Annotated in this window: 16 protein-coding genes; 8 read left to right on the forward strand and 8 right to left on the reverse strand. The window is 33.4% G+C overall.

All coding sequences use genetic code 11. From position 1 onward, the window contains the following. Positions 1-533: 533 nt before the first annotated feature. Positions 534-701, reverse strand: coding sequence for a CDIF630_02480 family spore surface protein (locus CLORY_RS19225; RefSeq protein WP_079427549.1), 168 nt, complete (start codon positions 699-701; stop codon positions 534-536). Between the two features lie 301 nt (positions 702-1,002). Between CLORY_RS19225 and CLORY_RS19230 the strand changes: the two genes are divergently transcribed. Together CLORY_RS19230 and CLORY_RS24015 are read left to right on the forward strand one after the other, a co-directional pair. Continuing rightward, positions 1,003-3,204 (forward strand): alpha-galactosidase, encoded by a 2,202-nt coding sequence (locus CLORY_RS19230; RefSeq protein ID WP_079427551.1) that lies wholly within the window; start codon positions 1,003-1,005, stop codon positions 3,202-3,204. 262 nt (positions 3,205-3,466) lie between these two features. After that, positions 3,467-4,522 carry a PocR ligand-binding domain-containing protein gene (locus CLORY_RS24015; RefSeq protein ID WP_079427553.1) on the forward strand — a complete coding sequence of 352 codons (1,056 nt, stop codon included), beginning with the start codon at positions 3,467-3,469 and terminating at the stop codon, positions 4,520-4,522. Between the two features lie 334 nt (positions 4,523-4,856). Here the strand turns inward: CLORY_RS24015 and CLORY_RS19240 are convergent, their stop codons facing one another. The 5 genes from CLORY_RS19240 to CLORY_RS19260 all read right to left on the reverse strand — a co-directional run bounded on the left by CLORY_RS19240 (position 4,857) and on the right by CLORY_RS19260 (position 10,404). Further along, on the reverse strand, positions 4,857-6,164 hold the full coding sequence (locus CLORY_RS19240) for an MFS transporter (protein ID WP_079427555.1): 1,308 nt from the start codon (positions 6,162-6,164) through the stop codon (positions 4,857-4,859). Positions 6,165-6,479: 315 nt separating this feature from the next. Beyond that, positions 6,480-7,379 carry a sensor histidine kinase gene (locus tag CLORY_RS19245; protein ID WP_139376099.1) on the reverse strand — a complete coding sequence of 300 codons (900 nt, stop codon included), beginning with the start codon at positions 7,377-7,379 and terminating at the stop codon, positions 6,480-6,482. Between the two features lie 99 nt (positions 7,380-7,478). Continuing rightward, positions 7,479-8,231, reverse strand: coding sequence for an ABC transporter permease (locus CLORY_RS19250; protein WP_079427557.1), 753 nt, complete (start codon positions 8,229-8,231; stop codon positions 7,479-7,481). Next, positions 8,224-9,147, reverse strand: coding sequence for an ABC transporter ATP-binding protein (locus CLORY_RS19255; RefSeq protein WP_079427559.1), 924 nt, complete (start codon positions 9,145-9,147; stop codon positions 8,224-8,226). The genes CLORY_RS19250 and CLORY_RS19255 overlap by 8 nt, the downstream gene beginning before the upstream one ends. A 558-nt stretch (positions 9,148-9,705) precedes the next feature. Beyond that, on the reverse strand, positions 9,706-10,404 hold the full coding sequence (locus CLORY_RS19260) for a response regulator transcription factor (RefSeq protein ID WP_079427561.1): 699 nt from the start codon (positions 10,402-10,404) through the stop codon (positions 9,706-9,708). A 107-nt stretch (positions 10,405-10,511) separates the two neighbouring features. On the opposite strand from CLORY_RS19260, the gene CLORY_RS19265 reads away from it, so the two are divergent. From CLORY_RS19265 to CLORY_RS19280, 4 genes are all read left to right on the forward strand, one after another. Beyond that, positions 10,512-11,672, forward strand: coding sequence for a serine hydrolase domain-containing protein (locus CLORY_RS19265; protein WP_079427563.1), 1,161 nt, complete (start codon positions 10,512-10,514; stop codon positions 11,670-11,672). Positions 11,673-11,684: 12 nt separating this feature from the next. Next, positions 11,685-13,637, forward strand: a complete 1,953-nt coding sequence (locus CLORY_RS19270; protein WP_079427565.1) for a GTP-binding protein — start codon at positions 11,685-11,687, stop codon at positions 13,635-13,637. A 23-nt stretch (positions 13,638-13,660) separates the two neighbouring features. Continuing rightward, positions 13,661-14,275 (forward strand): hypothetical protein, encoded by a 615-nt coding sequence (locus CLORY_RS19275; RefSeq protein ID WP_139376100.1) that lies wholly within the window; start codon positions 13,661-13,663, stop codon positions 14,273-14,275. 323 nt (positions 14,276-14,598) lie between these two features. Next, positions 14,599-16,848, forward strand: coding sequence for a glycoside hydrolase family 3 protein (locus CLORY_RS19280; protein WP_242954456.1), 2,250 nt, complete (start codon positions 14,599-14,601; stop codon positions 16,846-16,848). A gap of 157 nt (positions 16,849-17,005) precedes the next feature. Here the strand turns inward: CLORY_RS19280 and CLORY_RS19285 are convergent, their stop codons facing one another. After that, entirely contained in the window at positions 17,006-17,776 is a 771-nt protein-coding gene (locus CLORY_RS19285; protein WP_423236534.1) for a Cof-type HAD-IIB family hydrolase, read from the reverse strand. Positions 17,777-18,272: 496 nt separating this feature from the next. Here CLORY_RS19285 and CLORY_RS19290 point away from each other — a divergent pair, with 496 nt between their 5' ends. Both CLORY_RS19290 and CLORY_RS19295 read left to right on the forward strand, forming a co-directional pair. After that, a complete protein-coding gene (locus tag CLORY_RS19290) occupies positions 18,273-18,950 on the forward strand; it encodes a carboxypeptidase-like regulatory domain-containing protein (RefSeq protein ID WP_079427573.1) in 678 nt (225 codons plus the stop codon). A gap of 159 nt (positions 18,951-19,109) precedes the next feature. After that, positions 19,110-19,595, forward strand: a complete 486-nt coding sequence (locus CLORY_RS19295) for a GNAT family N-acetyltransferase (protein ID WP_079427575.1) — start codon at positions 19,110-19,112, stop codon at positions 19,593-19,595. Positions 19,596-19,660: 65 nt separating this feature from the next. Here the strand turns inward: CLORY_RS19295 and CLORY_RS19300 are convergent, their stop codons facing one another. Further along, positions 19,661-20,344, reverse strand: a complete 684-nt coding sequence (locus tag CLORY_RS19300) for a hypothetical protein (RefSeq protein ID WP_079427577.1) — start codon at positions 20,342-20,344, stop codon at positions 19,661-19,663. Between the last annotated feature and the right edge of the window lie 215 nt (positions 20,345-20,559).

The raw sequence follows: 20,559 nt of genomic DNA on the forward strand, positions 1-20,559 counted from the left end.
AGAAAAAGCCCCTGTCTAAGAATATGAAATAAAATACAAAGCTTGGGACTAGCCTAAATAGGCCAGTCTAGCTTAGTGTTGCCTAAAATAGAAAGAGTGCTATTATTTAATTTTCGTAGGAATTTATATAGAACAATCAATTATGAATAACTTTTGGTTAATACTAAGATACTATGGCTTAAAACAAAAAAGATGAGTACTAAATATAAAAATGTTCACACCATATTTACGAAGTAATTAAAAAGAAGCAGTAATATATTTTAAAGTTAGTGAATTACGAGAAGAATACAATAGAAATAATAAAATAATAGTATTATGTAAAAATTAAGAGTCTGGGAATTAAAAATGGTTGCACCCGGCGGAGGCATTGGAGCGAGTTTAGCAATTACCCCTTGGCTTTACAGGATTTTCGTGTAGATTCCGACGTCAGAGCGTAAGCGTCCTCGTAAGGAATCCGGAAATCCGCATAAAGGCAAGGGTGTAATTGCTTAACGCAGCGGAACTAGCCGACAGAGGGTGCAACCATTTTTTACTTATTTCTCGTTGGCGTCAACCCAATCTTTTGCATTTCTAATCTCCGTATTACTTGGAATAGTAACATTAGAAACAGGTTTGGTTTCTGCGATATTAGCCCAGGATGCAGTTATATGCCTTTCAATTGGCGTTTTAAAATCACAGGATTTAATTGTTTTTTTGGTCATTTTAATCACCCCTCATTAGTAGTATTTTCAGATTTTCTGCAAAGATACATTCATGAGTTGAAGGAAAAAATAACATTAATGTATAGTTTTCTTTTGAATAGCAATGGTACCTTGTGTATAATATATAGAGAGATAATAAATTTATATCTTAACGTAGTCTTACTTAAAAGGTTTTTTAAAATTTAAATTTGGTAATGGTGTTATGAGCATAATCTTAAGGGATGATGAAAGGAAGGTGGAAAACCTTTGCTAAAGATTAATTATTTTATAATATACTAATATTTGGCATTGGTAATGGAGTATGAATATAATTTATGATGATTCAAAAAGAGTATTTCATTTGCAGTCAGGAACAGAAGATAATGGAACCAGTTATGTGATGCAAGTACATAAGAATGGATATCTTGGTCATGCTTACTGGGGAAGAAGAATTAATAACGTAAATATTGATGAGCTCCTAGTATTAGCACAAAGAGTTTCTTTTTCAGCAAATCCTGAAGAGGGTAATAGTTTGCTGTCTTTGGATACGTTTCCTCAGGAGTATCCTGCTTATGGTAAGACAGATCTACGCGTTCCAGCATACTCAATTCAGCTTGAAAATGGTTCCACAATAATTGATTTGAGATATGATTCTTATAAAATAATTAACGGGAAACCAGCTTTATCAGGATTACCTGCAGTATATGCAGAAAGTGCGGACGAAGCCAAAACATTGGAAGTAACAATGATAGACAAACTTATTGGTCTTAAAGTTATATTGAGCTATACAGTTTTTAAGGATTATAATGTAATAGCAAGAAATGTTAGATTTATAAATGAAGGTACAACTGATTTAAAAATATTATCGGCTTTAAGTATGAGTATTGATTTTGATAATTATAATTATGATTTCCTTCATCTGCATGGATCTTGGGCAAGAGAAAGACATATTGAGAGAAGACCATTAATCAAGGGAAATCAATCAATAATGAGTAGAAGAGGAGCCAGTAGCCATGTACATAACCCATTTATTGCACTATTAAATAAAGATGCTACAGAGGATAATGGTGAAGTTTATGGCTTCAGCTTAGTTTATAGTGGAAATTTCATTGCTCAGGCGGAAGTGGATCAATATGATACTACAAGGGTTTCAATAGGTATAAATCCTTTCGATTTTTCATGGCTTTTAAAGCCTAAGGAGACATTCCAGACCCCTGAAGCTGTGATGGTTTATTCATCTGATGGTTTAGGTGGTATGTCTAGAACATATCATGATTTATATAGAAGTAGACTTTGCAGAGGTGAATATAGAGATAAGTCAAGACCAGTGCTCGTAAATAACTGGGAGGCTACATATTTTAACTTCAATGCTGAAAAAATAGAGGCTATTGCAAAGGTTGGTAAACAACTTGGCATAGAACTTTTTGTACTTGATGATGGCTGGTTTGGGAAAAGAGATAGTGACAATTGCTCATTAGGAGATTGGGTGGTTGATAAGAAAAAACTTCCTGATGGTCTTAAAGATCTTGCAGAGAGAATTAATAAAACAGGCTTAAAATTTGGTTTATGGTTTGAGCCAGAGATGGTGTCACCAGATAGTGATTTATATAGAGCACATCCAGATTGGTGCTTGCATGTACCAGATAGAAGCAGATCACTGGCAAGAAATCAGCTTATACTTGATCTATCTAGAGAAGATGTATGTGAATATATTATAAAAGCTGTTTCCGATGTACTTAGAAGTGCTCCTATAAGCTACGTAAAATGGGATATGAACAGAAATATGACGGAGATTGGATCAGAACTTCTGCCACCAGACAGACAGAGAGAGACTGCACACAGGTATATGCTTGGCTTATATAGAGTTTTGGATAAAATAACAGCAAATTTTCCTAATATTCTATTTGAAAGCTGTTCTGGTGGTGGCGGAAGATTTGATCCAGCGATGCTTTATTATATGCCACAGACTTGGACCAGTGATGATACAGATGCAGTAGAGAGAATAAAAATACAATATGGTACTAGCATCGTATATCCTGTAAGCACTATGGGAGCTCATGTCTCCGCAGTTCCTAATCATCAAGTTCACAGAAATACATCGCTCAAAACTAGAGGCGATGTAGCTATGTCTGGTAACTTTGGTTATGAGCTTGATTTAACGAAATTTACGGAAGATGAAAAGGAACATGTCAAGGAGCAGATAGCCGAATATAAAGAACTTAGACATATAATACAATTTGGTGATATGTATAGATTATTAAGTCCTTTCGAAGGAAATGATACTTCCTGGATCATAGTATCCAAGGACAAAACAGAAGCTTTTGCTGCATATTTTAGTGTTTTAGCAGTTCCTAATGGTCCTATTAAAAGAATAAAATTCAAGGGACTTGACGCAAAAAAGAATTACACTATAGAAGGAAAAGAAGGGATTTACGGAGGAGATGAACTTATGTATGCAGGTATTCCAGTACCTGTCTTAGAAGGAGATTACCAAAGTGTTGTCTGGAAGATAAAGAGTGTTTAATATTAGATAAAAATTAGATTTTCGTATCATGTATAGAAAAGATTGTGGCAACAGGTCACAATCTTTTTTGGTCTTTGTTACGAAGAAAACAAAGAGAAGTAATAATATATAGGTTGTTATAAAGTAATAGAATATTTCTACGAATAATGATTATATAATGTTAATAGTTTGGATAATATCTTGTCTATACAATAAGAAAAAAACTTGTGAGGAAGGATTTGTGGGATAATAATCCTTACATGTAAAAAGGAAGGTGTTACATATGAAAAACATATCAAATTCAAATGATAACTTCGATTATTTAGATGATAAAAATGTTAAGCTGACAGACTTAGTTGGAGAAGAATTTTTACAATTATTTCAGGATGCTTTTTCGAAAGCAATAGGGGTTGCCGCAATTACTACCGATAAAAATGGTACACCAATTACTGAAGGTTCAAATTTTACTGACTTTTGTATGCAGTTAAACAGAGGTTCAAGCGAAGGGTTGAGAAGATGCATGGAAAGCGATGCTGCTGGAGGCAAAGAGAGTTCAGAAACAGGCAGACCAGCAGTTTATTATTGTGGCAGCGGTCTTATGGACTTTGCAGCGCCTATTATGATAAATGGTAAACAAATAGCATCCATTATAGGTGGACAGACATTACCATCTGCTCCTGAGAAGGAGAAGTTTAAACAGTTTGCTAAAGAAATAGGAGTGGACGAGGAAAAATATTTAAATGCTCTTGATAAGGTTAAGATTGTTCCTGAAGACAAGGTTAGAGCCGCTGCAGATTTGCTTTTTATTGTAGCCAACGAGATTTCTAAGATAGGTTATCAAAGACTTGTATTAACGAGAATATCTTCTGCAATTCATGCAGATATAATGAATATAATGGCTGCAATACAGGAATTAACGGCTTCTGCATCTAGTGTAACTGAAAATCAGTCAGCCTTGACCGATGAGATTAAAAGTGTTACCACAATAGCTCATCGAATAAACAACGTAACAGAAGCTATTGAATCTATAGCAGATAGAATCAGAATGCTTGGGCTGAATGCTTCTATTGAAGCTGCGAGAGTTGGAGAGGCCGGTGCAGGTTTTGGGGTTGTAGCAAAAGAAATTCATAAGCTCTCAGGTGAATCTAAAGGAACAGTAGGAGAGATTAAACAGTTTACATCACAGATACAGGGTTCGCTTACTGAGACTAATAAAGCTAGTAGTTCAACATTGTCAACAATTGAACAGCAAGAAGCAGGTTTGAAAACAATTCTAGAGTCTATAGAAAGAATTGCTAACATGACAGAATTATTAAATAACCTAGCTTCAGACAAATAAAATAAGAGAAAAGAGTAAAGAGAAAAGTGAAGGTGGGAATTAAATAAAAAAACGGTACAGCGTGTTTACGAAGAAGTTAAAAAGAGACAGTAATATATTTTGAAGTTAGTGAATTTAGCAATTGTCAGCAAATTTTCGTTAAGATTTGGGTAGTGTTTGAGGCGTAGCCGAGTTTGCCCAAATTAGAAAATACTAATGAATAAATAAACAAGAAAAATAATTTGTGAGAAGTAATGTAGAAAATAATACTTTGTAAATGCATAGAGTCGGCATAAGGTAGAAAGTGGTTGGAGGAGGCATTTCCCAGCCGACGGAAACCACTTCCTACCACTTTCTACTCTTTTAATAGCCACCATCTAAGAGTCCATAATAAAGTCGAAACAATTCTTGATACAAATATTATTAAAAATGTAAGCTGCAATGCATGAAGATCTGCTCCTAACAATGTATAGACTTTTACACCGACCATAGGCATTACTGCGTTTGAGAAAGTTATCAGGACAGTATATATGGCTATGCTTAATGTCTTATTTTTCTCGGGCACTACCTGAAGAAGACATTGAAGTATATTTAGTGAGACTGTTGCAAAAGCAAAATTAGCGATAATATTAAATATGAGGAACACTGTAGGAGCTATACTTGCTGGCAGTGAAGTTGAAACAATCATTATGATAGGGAAAAAGCATAGTCCAAGTGCTCCCATAATTATTGAAAAACGTACTCCATGTTTTTCATTTACCCTACTCCAATAGCCTATAGTCAAGAATTGGACAGCTGCTCCGCCAACAGTAACATATCCTAACCAAGCTTCGTTTAGTTTTAGATATTTTATCTGCCCTAAATAATATAAGGTCCAGTCAGATTGCCACGTCATATAAAAGAATAGTGCTACAGCAGCAAAACCAATGAAACTTCTATTGTGAGCGAGACAGATTGCAGCATTTTTGATTTCTGATAAACTTACTTTTGTCCTAGCTTCAACTTTAGCATTTCCACCTTTTATTTTATTTAATATAAATATTTGAATAATTATAGTAATACAGGCGCACCAGAGAAAACCCTGGTGAAATTTAAGTTTTGCTGCAGTTGTGTTAGCTGAAGCAAGTAAATTACCAGTGATTATAGGTACCAGCAGATTGACTAAAAAAGTCCATTTTGTGCGTAAAGTAAAGCTTTTATTTCTATCGCCGGTAGGTGTTACATCTGAGAAATATGCCTGCCAGGAGGTATTATAGATAGTCATTGGACCTACGGATATGGTTAGCAGAAGCAAAAAAGCTAAAAAACTATATCCGCCTAAAGCAGGGGTAAATCCCAAAAGAAAATAAGTAACCCCTATTGATACCAGAGATAGAGATACCATCTTCTTTTTATTGTTCATGCTGTCTGTAAACATTCCTCCTGGAATCAAAACTAACATACCTAAAAATTGGGGAAGGGCAGTTACAAGACTGAGTTGAAAATCGGATGCACCCAGTCTAGTAGCAAATAAATTATTATTGTTACCAACGAGATTGTTGATAAGTGCAATCATCACACCTTCTACAGCAAAAAGGGACATATTGGTATGTGCCTGGCTGCCATGAAATAAATTTCGAAATAGATTTGTGCTAAGAAAATTCTTGTTTTTAACTTTTTTCATAAAATCACCGTAATAGATAACAAGTTTCAGTTTATAAATTTTGTTTTATTATTTGCTATCTAGAGTATCCCTGTACGTAATTGGATATATCAGTAATGATTATAGCATGGTGCATTGGTGAATCCAATTAAATAAGTATGTATAATCTTATAATAGTTTTAAGCAAAAGGTTTATTCAGTTAAATTTAAAAGTGCTTGAAAACAGTTAAGTTTCAAGCACTTTTATTCTTATATATTTAGTATTGCTGTGATAAGAAAAAACATTAAAATAGACTATAATGTTAATTACTATCGGAACAGATATCAACCCTGAAATCATATTTTCCATTTAACAGATATACTTAATACGCCTTCTTCAAATTTTGAAGATATTGTATGCCCCATGGTTTCTACAAGCTTTTTTGTTATAGCAAGACCAAGACCTGTGCTGCCGTCACTTCTGGAACTATCTACAGTGAAAAAACGTTCGAATATTTTTGAAGCTAAGTCCTCATCAAGATTTGGAGCATCATTTGCAAATGTCGTTAAGATATAGCCGTTATACTGCTTTAAAGTTATTGATACATTTGATTTTCCATACCTAAGAATATTCTGTATCAGGTTAGAAAAAATTCTTTTTACGGAACTCTCATCGGCTAAAACCATAAAAGCATGCTCATCAATACGAACGTAAGGTTCTATGCATTTTGTTACAAAATCATTATAGTAAGAGGCCAATATTTCAGATAATATATTTTCTATGTTTACGCTAGTGAGCTCAAGTGAATAGTCGCTTGACTCTAGTCTTGAGATATCGTAGAAATCTGATATTAATGATTTTAACGTTTCTGTTCTACTCTTTATTATATTCAAATATTCTACTTTTTCTTCTTCTGAGGTTTGAGGGTTATCTAATAGGTAAATGTATCCCATTATTGATGTTAAGGGTGTTCTTAAATCATGGGATATATTCGCGATAGAATCTTTAAGTTCTCTATCCATTTTTTTATATTTCATTTCTGTATTGGACTTTTTATCTATACATTTATTTATTTCTAAAGTCAGTTTTCTTAAATATTTACTAGAAGATGAAAGGAGCAGGCTTGCATTAGTCTCGCGGCTATTTATATTTTTAAGCTGCAAATACAGATTCTTTATACTGCTTTGCAAAATTAAATAGAGGGATAAAAATATAAATATCAGTAATAGTGCAAGGATTAGTAGTAATTTTTCCAAAGTTTATCCCTCCATTGTATAAAATATTAAAGCTGTTTTATGGTATAGGACATTATAGAATTAAGCAGACTTTTTCCAGCCGAAGGAAATCTCTCACCCTTATTTTATTTCCTTTTTATTAAATATGATGATGCTTAATCCAATAAAGACTATAGTATATATAATACCTGAAATCACAGCTTTTTCAATACTAGCACTTGTAAATTTCACAGCAAAATTACCAAGCTGAGGAGTTATTAAGATATTATATACATGAATGAAGTTATGCGAAACAAGCATATAAAGCAGTTTTACTAATTGTGCACCAACTAAGAATAAGAATGCAAATACAAAGCTAACAATAGTAGGATTGGATATAATCACTGAAATAAATGTGCCTATTGCCAAGGATGCAATCCAAAGTGGAATTGAAGCAGCAATAATTGATAAAAGTGTTGAAAATGTAATCGCACCGGCTTTATGTCCAATTCCAAATAGAAGGGCAGTACTTCCATAGAAGGATACCATAACTATAAGTGCAAGTAATAATGAGAAAAACACTGAGACAATAAATTTAGACAAAATATAAGTACTTCTAGGCAGCCCAAATGAGAGTACATTTTTCATAGTAAGGTTTTTATATTCTTCTAAAATTGAGAAATCTAATGTGACAAATGCTAAAAATATAGGTACAGTAAGCATACGCACGCTTAAACCCATAGCTATGCTTAAATTGTATGAATTGGAACCTGAAGCTGAAGCACGTAAAAGAAGATTTAAGCCTACAATAGCAGCTACAATAATGCCAGTATATAACCAAAAATATTTTCTATTAAAATTTCTGTAAAGTTCAGCTTTTATATAATTAATCATTTTTGTTACCTCCGATCAAATCAATAAAGTAATTTTCAAGACTCGTACCAACAGAGCTTATGGTTTGCAGTATAGCTCCATTTTTTACTAAAGCTTCAGCTGGTATTTCCGGAGTATCTAAATAATCATAAAGCCTTATTTCATTATTGTTAAGAACTTTATATTTTTTACTCTTTAATTGAGTTTCAATAATTGATGATGCTATTTCAACATTTTTAACTTTTATTGAAAGAAATTTTTTACACTTTTCATGAAGTCCCTGTGCTGATATCTGCTCAAGGAAATTACCTTTATCTATGAAACCATAGCTTGTAGCCAAGTGAGATAATTCTTCAAGAATATGACTGGAGATAATAATTGTTATATTTTTTTCTTTATTAAGCTTTAAAAGTATATTTCTAAATTCCGCTATACCTGTTGGGTCAAGGCCATTTATAGGCTCATCTAGCAGAAGCAGGTCAGGTTTTGCCATAATAGCTAGAGCTAAGCCCATTCTTTGCTTCATACCTAATGAAAAATTCTTGAATTTTTTATTTCCAGTGTCAGATAGCCCAACCAATTCTAAAGATTCTTTAACAACAGATCTCTCAGGAATTCCTTTTTGTATTCTATAATATTCTAAGTTCTTTTCTGCCGAAAGATAAGGAAAAAAACTTGGAGTCTCTATTATAGTTCCCATTCTTGTTCTTGAGGCCATAAGTCCAGAATGTGAAGCTTCACCTAAAATTTCAATTCCACCGCTTGTTGGTAGACTAAGACCGCATAGCATTCTTAATAGTGTGGTTTTGCCTGCACCATTTTTACCTACGAAGCCATAGATTTCACCTCTTTTTATCTCAATATCCACGGCATTTACAGCTGTATATTTGTTAAATGTTTTTGTAAGTTTGTTAGTTCTTAATACTATATCACTCAAAATTGTTACCTCCTTAATATGATAAGCTTGTTTCTTTTTATAATGTTTTACTTTATGACTATATAATAATAGATAAGTTTCAAGAAAAATTATAGAAAAGTTTAAGAAAGTGTAAAGATTAATACAAAACTATTTAAGTTTCCATGTCTTTTTACTCTTTAGGAAATGTTCATGAAAGCGTGCTTTCACCAAGTAGAATGAAAAAGTAATCTTCTTTTTTTGTAGGAATTTATGATTTTTGCCAATTGTGGATAACTTTCACCTAATGATAAGATAAACCCTTAAAGAGTAAAGAGAAAAGTGAAGGAAGAAATCGTATATTTTATTTAGTTTACGTTTTTGTCATTTAAGTTGTTTGCCCAAAAGATGTAATTATATAATATACGAAGTAATATGAAGATTACTCTTAAGAAAATACTAATAAACAGATAAACAAGAAAAGAATTTGAGAGAAGAAATATAGAAAATAATACTTTGTAAATGCATAGAGTCGGCATAGGGGAGGAAGTGGTTGGAGGAGGCATTTTCCAGCCGACGGAAATCACTTCCTCCCCTTTTTTATTCACTTAATTTAAAGCCAATTCCCCACACGGTATGGATGTATTCCTCGTCAGGGTCTATAGCTGAAATCTTTGAGCGAAGGTTGCTGATATGCACATTTACGGTTTTGTCATCACCTATGAAATCTTCTTGCCATATATGCTGAAAGATATTTGACTTTGTAAAGACTTTTCCAGGATAACTCATTAGTAATTCGAGTATGGAAAATTCCGTAGATGTTAGGTTTATTTCTGTATCCTTAACCTTAACTAGTACTTTATGTTTATCCAATATTAAGTTTTTATGTTTTAAAGTATGGTTAGTTTTTTCGTTTGAATTTGAAAATACAGTATATCTTCTAAGCTGAGCTTCTACTCTAGCTAAAACTTCTTCGGGGTCGAAGGGCTTCGAAATAAAATCATCTGCTCCAAGCTTTAAAACATCTATTTTAATTTTCTGATCAGGTTTTGCAGAGATGACTATAATAGGCATGGTTTTAGTTTGCCTAAAAATTGAAATGAGCTGTTCACCGCTTATTCCGGGAAGCATCAAATCAAGAAGCACCAATTCAAAGTTATATTTGTCAAAGCATAACTTTGCTTCAGAACCTGAGTAGGCACTTATTACATTATAATTATTTCTTGAAAGAATCTTCGAGAGTAAGTTATTTATATCCATGTTGTCCTCGACAACTAGTATGTTTACAGTTTTATTCATATAAAATTCACCACCAGCTATATTATATCAACTAGCTGTGCTGATTGTAAAATGTAAAGTGCAATGATAAAATTAACAGTGTAAATCGGGAAAATGAGGTGGATAAAATGGGGAGTTTTAAATCATTAGATGAATTGTTAAAGAGTTTCTGTGAAGATGGGCCGGCAGGTGCTTCGTGCATTGTGAATCAAGATGGCAATACTCTTTATGAAGGTTATTTTGGATATGCAGATTTGGAAAACAGAATGGCAATAGATGAAGATACTATCTTCAGAATATTTTCGATGACAAAAGTCATTACTTGTACTGCAGCACTCATGCTTTATGAAAGAGGAAAATTTCTTCTTACAGATCCAATAGAAGAATATCTTCCTGAATTTAAAAATCCTAAGGTTTATAGATACTCGCCGAGAGGAGAGCTGTTTGTATCGCCTGCCAGCAGGCCGTTAACAATAAAGGATTTCTTTAATATGACGACAGGACTTACATATGAAGGAGATATCATACCTACTGCAAAGGATATAGCAAAGATACGTGAAGAAATGGATGCAGAAGGCAAATACAGCATTAGAGATTTCGTAAAGAGAATAGCTGAAGTACCGCTGTCCTTTGATCCAGGAACCCACTGGCAGTATAGTTTGAATCATGATGTACTGGGAGCGTTTATAGAAGTTTTATCAGGAAAAAGTTTTGGTGAATTCTTAGAAGAAGAAATATTTAAACCATTAGGTATGAAGAATACATCCTTTAGAATTCCTGAAGAGAAAAAAGATAGATTAAGTGTTTTATATGGTAAGAATGAGCAGGGAAAACTTATGCCTATAACGGATATGGATGCTTTCTATCAAGAAGATGCTATATTAGAAAGCGGAGGAGCAGGATTGTTATCAACTCTTGGAGATTACAGTAAATTTGCCCAGATGCTCGCTTTTGGTGGGGAATATGAAGGAGCTAGAATACTTGGAAGAAAAACTATTGAACTTATGTCAACTAATCATCTTAACGATGAATTGCTTAAGGATTTTAGATCTACTCCGTACCAAGCAGGTTATGGTTATGGCTTAGGAGTTAGAGTAATGATTGATAGGGCAGATGGCGGCTGCAACGGTTCTATTGGTGAATTTGGATGGTGCGGTATGGCTGGAACTTGGATGATGGTAGATCCAAAGGAAAAACTGTCAGCAGTTTATATGCATCAGCTGTTCCCTAATATGGAATGGTACTGTCATCCTAGAGTAAGAGCAGCTATTTATGGAGCCCTTAAATAGAAAGGATTTCAAATGAACAAGACTATAGGAATACTTGCTCATGTTGATGCTGGAAAAACCACCTTCACTGAGCAGTTGCTTTATAACACAAAAACTACAAGAAAACTTGGAAGAGTTGATCACAAGGATGCATTTATGGATAGCCATGAGTTAGAGAAAGAGAGAGGTATAACCATATTTGCGGATCAGGCAGTTATAGAATATGATGGGGACAGTTATTACATAATTGATACTCCTGGACATGTAGATTTCTCAGCGGAGATGGAGAGAGCAGTTCAGGTAATGGATTATGCAATAATCATAATAAGTGCTGTTGAAGGAGTAGAAGCACACACTGAAACGGTTTGGAGAATATTAAGAAACCATCATATACCAACGTTTTTCTTTATAAATAAAATAGATAGAGCTGGTGCTGATGTAGAGCGAACTATTCTAGACATAAGAGAAAACCTGACGGAGGATGCTGTTAACATAGATGATTTTCAAAATAATTATATTAGCGAAGCATTTATGGAATTTATGGCTGACAGGGATGAAAAGCTATTAAATGAATTTTTGAATGGTAACGTGGAAATGGGTGTTTGGAATGATGCACTTAAGCTTATGATAAAGGGCTGCAGATTGTTTCCATGCTGCAGCGGAAGTGCTATAAACAATAAAGGAATTATGGAATTCTTCCATAAGTTTCATTTTTTAAGTCCTACTGAGTATATCACTGAGAATGAATTTTCAGCGAGAGTGTATAAAATAAAATATGATGAAAATAATGTAAGAGTTACATATATGAAGATACTTTCTGGCTGTTTAAAAGTTAGGGATGAAATATCTTTTAGGACCACAGATGGTGAAGAAATAACAGAAAAGGTAACGCAGATGAGGATCTATAATGGAAAAAAGTTCGGAGTAGTAGCCTATGCTGAAGCTGGAAAGATTGTTGGTGTTACTGGAATTAGCTCAGCACAAGCGGGTGATGGAATTGGTACACTTCATGATAAAGCTATTTATGAAATGGTGCCAACGCTAAAATCAAGGGTAATTTACCCTATGGAGATGAATCCGAAGGATGCGCTTAGGTGTTTTAGAATTTTGGAGGCTGAAGATCCTGCTTTAAATGTGAACTGGGAAGAAAAACTACAGGAACTTAATATAAGTGTTATGGGCATAATTCAATTGGAGGTACTTGAAAAGCTTGTAGATGAACGATTTAAGTTTAATGTAAGCTTTGGAAAACCTGAAATTTTGTACAAAGAAACCATAACTTCAGAAGTCGCGGGCTGCGGCCACTTTGAACCACTAAAGCATTATGCTGAAGTACATATAGTACTACAACCAAATGGCAGAAATAAAGGGATTACCTTTGAAAGTAGATGTCATGTTGATGATTTATCATTAAATTTTCAAAATCTCGTAAAACAGCATATATTTGAAAAGGAACATCATGGCATTCTTACAGGTTCGCCTATTACGGATATAAAGGTTATCCTTACTAATGGAAGATCACATTTGAAGCATACGTCAGGCGGAGATTTTAGAGAGGCTACTTTTAGAGCTCTAAGGCAGGCTCTAGAAAAGGCAGATAACATCTTGCTTGAGCCATATTATTTGTTTAAAATAAAAGTATCTATAGAACATATGGGCAGAGTGCTTTCCGATATACAGAAATCAAAAGGAAGCTTTAAAGAACCTGAAAGTGATGGAAATAAGCTTATAGTGACGGGTAAGGTTCCGGTTATAAACTTCATTGATTATAGTACAGAACTTGCTGAGTTTACTCAGGGAAAAGGCAGTATAAACCTTAATTTTGGCGGATACGATATTTGTCATAACCAACAGGAAGTTATCGAAGCTAAACAATATAATAAAGATGCAGATCCTGAATACTCTTCTGCATCAATATTCTGCTCAAAAGGTCAGGCTTTTTCTGTAGCTTGGCAGGAAGCTGAAAATTGGATGCATTGTTTATAATGAATAAAAAGGAGAACATAGATATGAGTAAAATTGAATCAAATGAAATACAGCAATTTATTGATGAAAATCTTAATAAAAAGTTTTTTAACGAAAATGTTTTACATGAGAAATCTGCTTATGCAATTTTAGATTTCACTATACATGTAGATTTAGAAAAAGTTGATTTTGAAAAATTACTGAATCCGGATCAGATAAAGGAGATTCATGAAGAAGTAGAGAAAGTTAAAAATGAACAAGATTTAGATAAGCTATATAATGCTCTTAGAAAACAGCATAGTTCACAAGCTGTAGAGGCAATTATTCAAAGATTTTCTGATAATGAAGGGACTGTGGCAGAAAAGTTTTTAAGCGATATGAAAAGAACAGGAAATGATTGCTTTGCAGAGAGCGCCGCAAGATTTTTCATAAAAGCAAAACATAATTATGCTGACGAGATAGTCAATATTTTGGAAGATGCAAGGTATCCATATACTCAATCTGTACTTTGCTATATTTTGGGCGAAATCGGAAGTGAAAAGCATATACCACTACTATATAGATTTTTTAGATCTCTTAAAGGGAGTTATCTACAGGAAAATTTTTATGAAGGTCCCCTTTTGGCTCTATACAGTATGAAAGCAAGATATAAATTTTAAGATAGAGTTTTCTATTTAAATATTAAAAATTCAAAATGCTGGAGATTTATACATTATATTTTGGAAAAAAATTTTAAAGATTTTTGATAGTGGGTGAATGAAATAATCATTTGCCCACTATTAGTTTACATTTTTTTAGATTGAAATTTTATCTTTTCTAATTAATCTATCTGACTTAAGAAGTACGATACTCTATTTAAGTGTTAATAAAAGAATAATATTTTCACCATTGTAAACGTTATTATATACATTTATAATGATGTTAATGACATTAGTAGGAAAATATATACTTAAATTTAGAAATTCTAGAAAGGATGGATTCTGTGAGCATAGATATTAGAAGTAAGTGGAGAAAGGTGTCTTACCCTCAATATAATATTATTATCAACGAAGGAGGCAAAACAATTGGGTATTCAGTAAAATCAAATATTGATATCATTGAGAGTGATGGATATGCATTTAAGGATTTGAACAAAAATGGTAAACTAGATCCATATGAAGATTGGCGCTTGCCCCTTGAAGAACGTCTGAATGATTTAGTGAAACAGATGTCAATTGATGATATAGCAGGATTAATGCTTTACAGTGCACATCAAAGTGTATCCTCAGATGATAATGTATTTGCAGCGAAGTTTAGAGGGACCTATGATGGAAAATCATTAGAAGAAAGCGGGAAAAATATATGGGAACTATCAGACCAGCAAAAGCAATTTTTACAAAATGATCATTTAAGACATGTATTGGTGACAGTTGTTGAAAATGCAGAGACCGTTGCAAAATGGAATAATCAATTGCAAGCCTTTGCTGAAAATTTGAAATTTGGGATTCCTGTAAATATAAGTTCTGATCCAAGGCATACACCTGAAGCTAACACGGAGTTTGATGCTGGCTCCGGCGGTGATATATCAAAATGGCCGCAGCCTCTTGGATTTGCAGCCACGTTTGACCCGGAATTAGTGCGTAATTTTGGGAGAATAGCTGCAAGGGAATATAGAGCAATGGGAATTTCAACGGCATTATCACCGCAAGTTGATCTGGCTACAGAACCTAGATGGATGCGCTTTGATGGGACCTTTGGTGAAGATAGCAAGCTAACTACCGATATGGCTGAAGCATACTGTGATGGATTTCAGACTAGTGAAAACGGTAGCTGGGGAGATACGAGTGTAAATGCAATGGTTAAACATTGGCCTGGAGGCGGAAGCGGAGAAAGCGGACGGGATGCACATTTTGGCTATGGAAAATTTGCTGTGTATCCAGGTAACAATTTTCAAGAACATTTAAAACCTTTTACAGATGGTGCATTTAAGTTAAAACATGGTACAAATAAGGCTTCTGCTGTAATGCCATATTATACAATCTCTTATGGGCAGGACGTAAAGAATAATGAAAATGTAGGCAACGGATACAGTTCGTATATTATAAAGGATCTGCTGAGGGATAAGTATGGGTACGATGGAGTGGTTTGCACAGATTGGGTGATAACTAAAGACTCCGTACATATAGATCAGTTTTTAAGTGGAAAGTGTTGGGGTACAGAAAAGCTTACTGTTGCACAGCGACATTATAAAGTAATAATGGCAGGTGTGGATCAATTTGGAGGAAACAATGAAATACAGCCTGTTCTAGATGCATATCAAATTGGTGTCAAAGAGCACGGAGAAGAGTGGATGCGCAAGCGTTTTGAACTAAGTGCTAAAAGACTTTTACGCAATATTTTTCAGTGTGGTTTGTTTGAAAACCCATACACAGACCCGGATTATGCCAGCAAAGAGGTGGGAAAGCTTGAATATATAAAAGCTGGATATGAAGCACAGCAGAAATCTATTGTGTTATTGAAAAATCATAATCAATTATTGCCTATTACAGACAAGAAAAAAGTCTATATTCCAAAGCGAAGAATAAGTGAATCTAAAGATTGGTTTGGAAACAGTGTTGATGCACATGAAGAATTTCCGATTGAACCGTCCATTCTAAACAGATATTATGAACTTGTAGAATCCTGTGAGAAAGCTGATTTTGCCATAGTATTTGTAGGGTCACCAAAATCCAGCGGATTCATAAATGGAGAATATGTTCCTATCACTTTGCAGTATGGAGAATATACTGCACAAAATGCTAGACAACACAGCATAGCAAAGGATGAGAATGATGAGATTGTAGATAGAAATTACTTTGGAAAAACGAATACGGCAGACAATAAGTCGGAATTAGAAATAATAATTGAAACTCGAAAAGCTATGGGGTCTAAACCGGTTATTGCAGCATTAAGCATGTCTAATCCTACGATTGTAAGCGAGTTTGAACCTTATGTAGATGCTTTAGTTGTAGATTTTCATGTGCAAAGACAGGTTATTTTAGACATAATTAAAGGCACAAGTGAACCATCAGGGCTTCTTCCATTTCAAATGCCAAAGAATATGGAAACAGTTGAAAATCAAAACGAAGATGCAGCTCATGATATGGAATGTTACGTAGACTCAGACGGGAACCGGTATGATTTTGCTTATGGAATGAATTATCGTGGTATTATAGATGATGAACGCGTTAAAAAATACATAAAAGCTAAATGACTTTTGAATCGGATTTCGTTTATATCCATGCTCTAATGAGGCTTCATTAATGAAAAAAGTCTTACAATTAAAACAATTTTCTCCTCTCAAAATGTGTAGAAAAAATTGTATGTTTTGAGGAGGGGATATGGTAATCCTCAACCTTATTACCTCATTTTTATATTAATTCGTTGAGGAAATAGGCCACTCCGTCCTCTTCGTTGCTTAATGTTACATAGTCTGCAACTTGCTTCACTTCGGTGACTGCGTTGCCCATAGCAACACCAGTACCACATGCATTTATCAATTCTATATCATTAGTATCATCACCAAAGAATATGGTTTTGTTAATGCTTATATTCAGCTTATCTAAAATATGGTTTAGTCCGTTCAACTTACTTACACCTTTTTTCATAATTTGTCCAAGCTGCCCTTTATCAGTGACAATTAGATTACAATCATAGGGAAGCTTTGATCTCAATGCATTGATATCATCAATTGAAGACATATCCAAAAGAATTTTAGTGACTGGTTTTAGCTTGAAAGTATTAAGATCTATTTTTGTATATTGATTAGTTCCAAAGATATTTTCAGTAGTTAAATTGGTATATAGTTCGTCATCAAGTTCGAAGCCAATCTTGCAATGAGTGTATTGAGTCAGCACTAAATTTCTAATATATTCTGCGGAATCTAACGAAATACAGGAACTGTATATTTTCTTTTTATTATGATGAATTTCAGCTCCATTATAGAAAAGCATGAATTCTTTTTGTAAAACTTCTGGGAGTTCTATTGAACCTAATCTTGGTGGACGTGCTGTAGCAATAATGATTTGTTTGCCCATATCCTCAAATTTTTTTAAAGTTGATAGTGTTAATTTTGAAACAGTTTTATTATCTTTTAATATAGTACCATCTAAATCAAGAACTATTACATCAAACACAAGCATCACCTCCTAAGCTTCTGTTAAATATATCAAAAATAAGGTTAATTTGTCAAGATAGCTGCTAGATTTCTTTTTTAGTCTTAGGCAGTTTATATTAGACATCAGTTGCAAGTAAATTTAAAATGGATGAGACCCAATTCTGTTATCAACTTTATGTCTTATTCGCTTATGTGTGTTCCCAACGAGAACTTGGGGCTGTCGAAACAAGTGCATACTATACATGAAAAATAGTATAAAAAGAAAAGAAGATAGATTTAGTAGGAGTTTGGTACTTATTACACGTTCCACTACTAAAGATAAATTGCGAAGTAAATTTTGAATTTGGAAATATGAACAATGATTTTTGAAAATTAGATATTGTTAAAATGGGAGTTTGTCTCAAATACAAATATAATTTTTGGAATATAATGGTCACATATATAAATTATGTTATAATTATCCTAAAATAGTAATGTAATAGTAAACTATTGCTTATTATATTTAATTAGGGAGATTTAGAATGGATAATTTAATTAAAATTTTTGGAAATCTAACAGACTTTTATGGTAATGCAATATCTAATGGTGATGTATCAATAAAAGACTCACTGTTCAATGATGTATATAATACTAAAACGGATGAATATGGTAATTATAGTCTTATAGTAGAAAAAGGCATGTATATGGCTATATTTGCTGTAAAAGATTATGGCGTAAATGCTTTAGAATACTGGGGCTGGAATTTACCTGCTTTTAAAGACACAGAGATTAATATGAGAATAGATGGTTTGGAAGTTTATGCGATAAATGCATTTATGCTTCAGCGTTCTCGACCATATACTTCTATGATGATATACTTCAGACCAATGAGTTTAAAACGTGCTTTAATTAACAGAGAAAAGTTGAATGACAGCACTAATGGGACAATTGACATATCTCCAGATCTAAAAGAAGATGATATTGAGGTAAAGATTAATGAACAATTAGTTAATATTTTAGAAATAAATAGAATTATCGAGAAAACTGGTGATAGCCACAGCATGAATGGATATATAGTACAAGTTTCAATTCCGGATAAAGAAATTAAACAAGAATATACGAAAATACATATTACTTTGAGAGATAGCGAAACATGTGAAAAAGGAGAAGGAAGTTTTTTCTGGCAGAGATCTAAATCCTTTGATTCTATATGTGAATGAGAAGAATTTTCACCCATGGTATACTGTGAGACTGCTATTTATATTAGCATACTCATGAGAATGGAGAAGATGATTTGGGCGCTAGACTTAATCAATATACTAACAAAGTAGTGATTCTAAATTGTAGTAAGAAAATTAACAAATTTATGGAGGATATTTATGATAAAGCAGGCAGATGAAAATGATATTCCTACGATTGAGGGAATTTTAATAGATGTAGTAATTTGGATGAAAAAAAATAAATTACAGAATCAATGGAATGAGGATAATATAAAGTGGAATTTTTTATCAAAAGATTATCAGATTAATGATTTTTATATTGATTATCAGAATGGGGTGCCAGCAGGATGCATAGCTATAACTGATTTAGATCAAAAATACTGGCCTAAAATTCCACACGGGAAGTCACTATATATACATAAGTTAGCTGTTAAGAGGGAGTTCGCAGGTAAAGGCATTTCAAAAGAACTAATAAATTTTGCAAAAAATTTATCTTTAAAAAATGGTATTAATTCACTAAGATTAGATTGCAATTTGCAAAGAAATAAATTGAGAAGGTTATATGAAAATGAAGATTTTATATATGCAGGTAGGAACATTTCAGAAAATAATTATGATATGGCACTATATGTATGGCATGTATAAAATTTCGGTTAACTATTTTAATAATTTACAGAGTCAGCAGGGAGCGTGAGCTGATGGTCACGCTCCTAACAGTCATACTTAAACTTAGGTTCTGTATTCATCTTATAGGCATTTCTAACTTGTCCAACCCAATAAGCAAAATTCTCTCTCCAGACTGCATTGATAAGAAAATTTTTAACTGACGTATCATCGGTTAAAGAAAACTTTAATATGCTGTATGGTACTGAGTTTGCTTCATATACTCCACCTAATATATTGCTGGAGGGTGAGCAAATTGAACCATGCTCTTCGTCAGTTTCCAAAAGCAACAACTGTGGCAGTCCATGTTGAAAAGCCATTGCTGGCTCTATTTGAAGGTAAGGGCTGCTGAGCCAAAAATTTGTTAAAATCTTGCTATTTTTTGCATCGGGGTTCAGTATAGCTTCTTTTACAAATACCTTATGAAAAGCCACAGAAATCATTCCATAACTGCTTAATATCATCCTTCTAAAAGATACTAAATTAGTTTCAGTGTATTGGTCAGAAGCATTACGTCCAAGCGTACGAGGAAATAACAGATTTTCTTGTATCTGTTCAATTATTTTATCAAGAAGCAGCTGTTGAATAGGCATATATGGTCTGGAATAACTCAGAAAAACAGGTATTGTATATAGCTGAGTACTAGGTTCATTACTTGAAATATAATTATCGGGTTTTGCAGTTATAGATGTTTTGCTTAGTGTAGTTTTAGCTTCCAGATTATTATTCAAATCAACCTCTCCTTTCATCTAACATAATATGAGCTAATAAGACAAAGTGGTATCACATTTTCGAAAATTTTTTTATTCTATAGGAAACTACACTGGTGTTCAGAGAATGGAAAACATTGTTTAAAAAAAGTAATGCAGTAACCACAAATTATATAAACATGAATATTAGATATATTTATCAATATATTGCCATAAGAAAAGAGTATAGTTGTCCA

Origin of the sequence: Clostridium oryzae (genome assembly GCF_002029235.1) — a bacterium.
Taxonomy (GTDB): domain Bacteria; phylum Bacillota; class Clostridia; order Clostridiales; family Clostridiaceae; genus Clostridium_AE; species Clostridium_AE oryzae.

Bases quoted from the DNA above. Each gene is read 5' to 3' on its own strand.
- CLORY_RS19290 (WP_079427573.1), top strand. From the start codon at position 18,273: ATGGATAATTTAATTAAAATTTTTGGAAATCTAACAGACTTTTATGGT.
- CLORY_RS19225 (WP_079427549.1), bottom strand. From the start codon at position 701: ATGACCAAAAAAACAATTAAATCCTGTGATTTTAAAACGCCAATTGAA.
- CLORY_RS19285 (WP_423236534.1), bottom strand. From the start codon at position 17,776: ATGCTTGTGTTTGATGTAATAGTTCTTGATTTAGATGGTACTATATTA.
- CLORY_RS19275 (WP_139376100.1), top strand. From the start codon at position 13,661: ATGAGTAAAATTGAATCAAATGAAATACAGCAATTTATTGATGAAAAT.
- CLORY_RS19270 (WP_079427565.1), top strand. From the start codon at position 11,685: ATGAACAAGACTATAGGAATACTTGCTCATGTTGATGCTGGAAAAACC.
- CLORY_RS19260 (WP_079427561.1), bottom strand. From the start codon at position 10,404: ATGAATAAAACTGTAAACATACTAGTTGTCGAGGACAACATGGATATA.
- CLORY_RS19230 (WP_079427551.1), top strand. From the start codon at position 1,003: ATGAATATAATTTATGATGATTCAAAAAGAGTATTTCATTTGCAGTCA.
- CLORY_RS19250 (WP_079427557.1), bottom strand. From the start codon at position 8,231: ATGATTAATTATATAAAAGCTGAACTTTACAGAAATTTTAATAGAAAA.
- CLORY_RS24015 (WP_079427553.1), top strand. From the start codon at position 3,467: ATGAAAAACATATCAAATTCAAATGATAACTTCGATTATTTAGATGAT.
- CLORY_RS19295 (WP_079427575.1), top strand. From the start codon at position 19,110: ATGATAAAGCAGGCAGATGAAAATGATATTCCTACGATTGAGGGAATT.
- CLORY_RS19240 (WP_079427555.1), bottom strand. From the start codon at position 6,164: ATGAAAAAAGTTAAAAACAAGAATTTTCTTAGCACAAATCTATTTCGA.
- CLORY_RS19265 (WP_079427563.1), top strand. From the start codon at position 10,512: ATGGGGAGTTTTAAATCATTAGATGAATTGTTAAAGAGTTTCTGTGAA.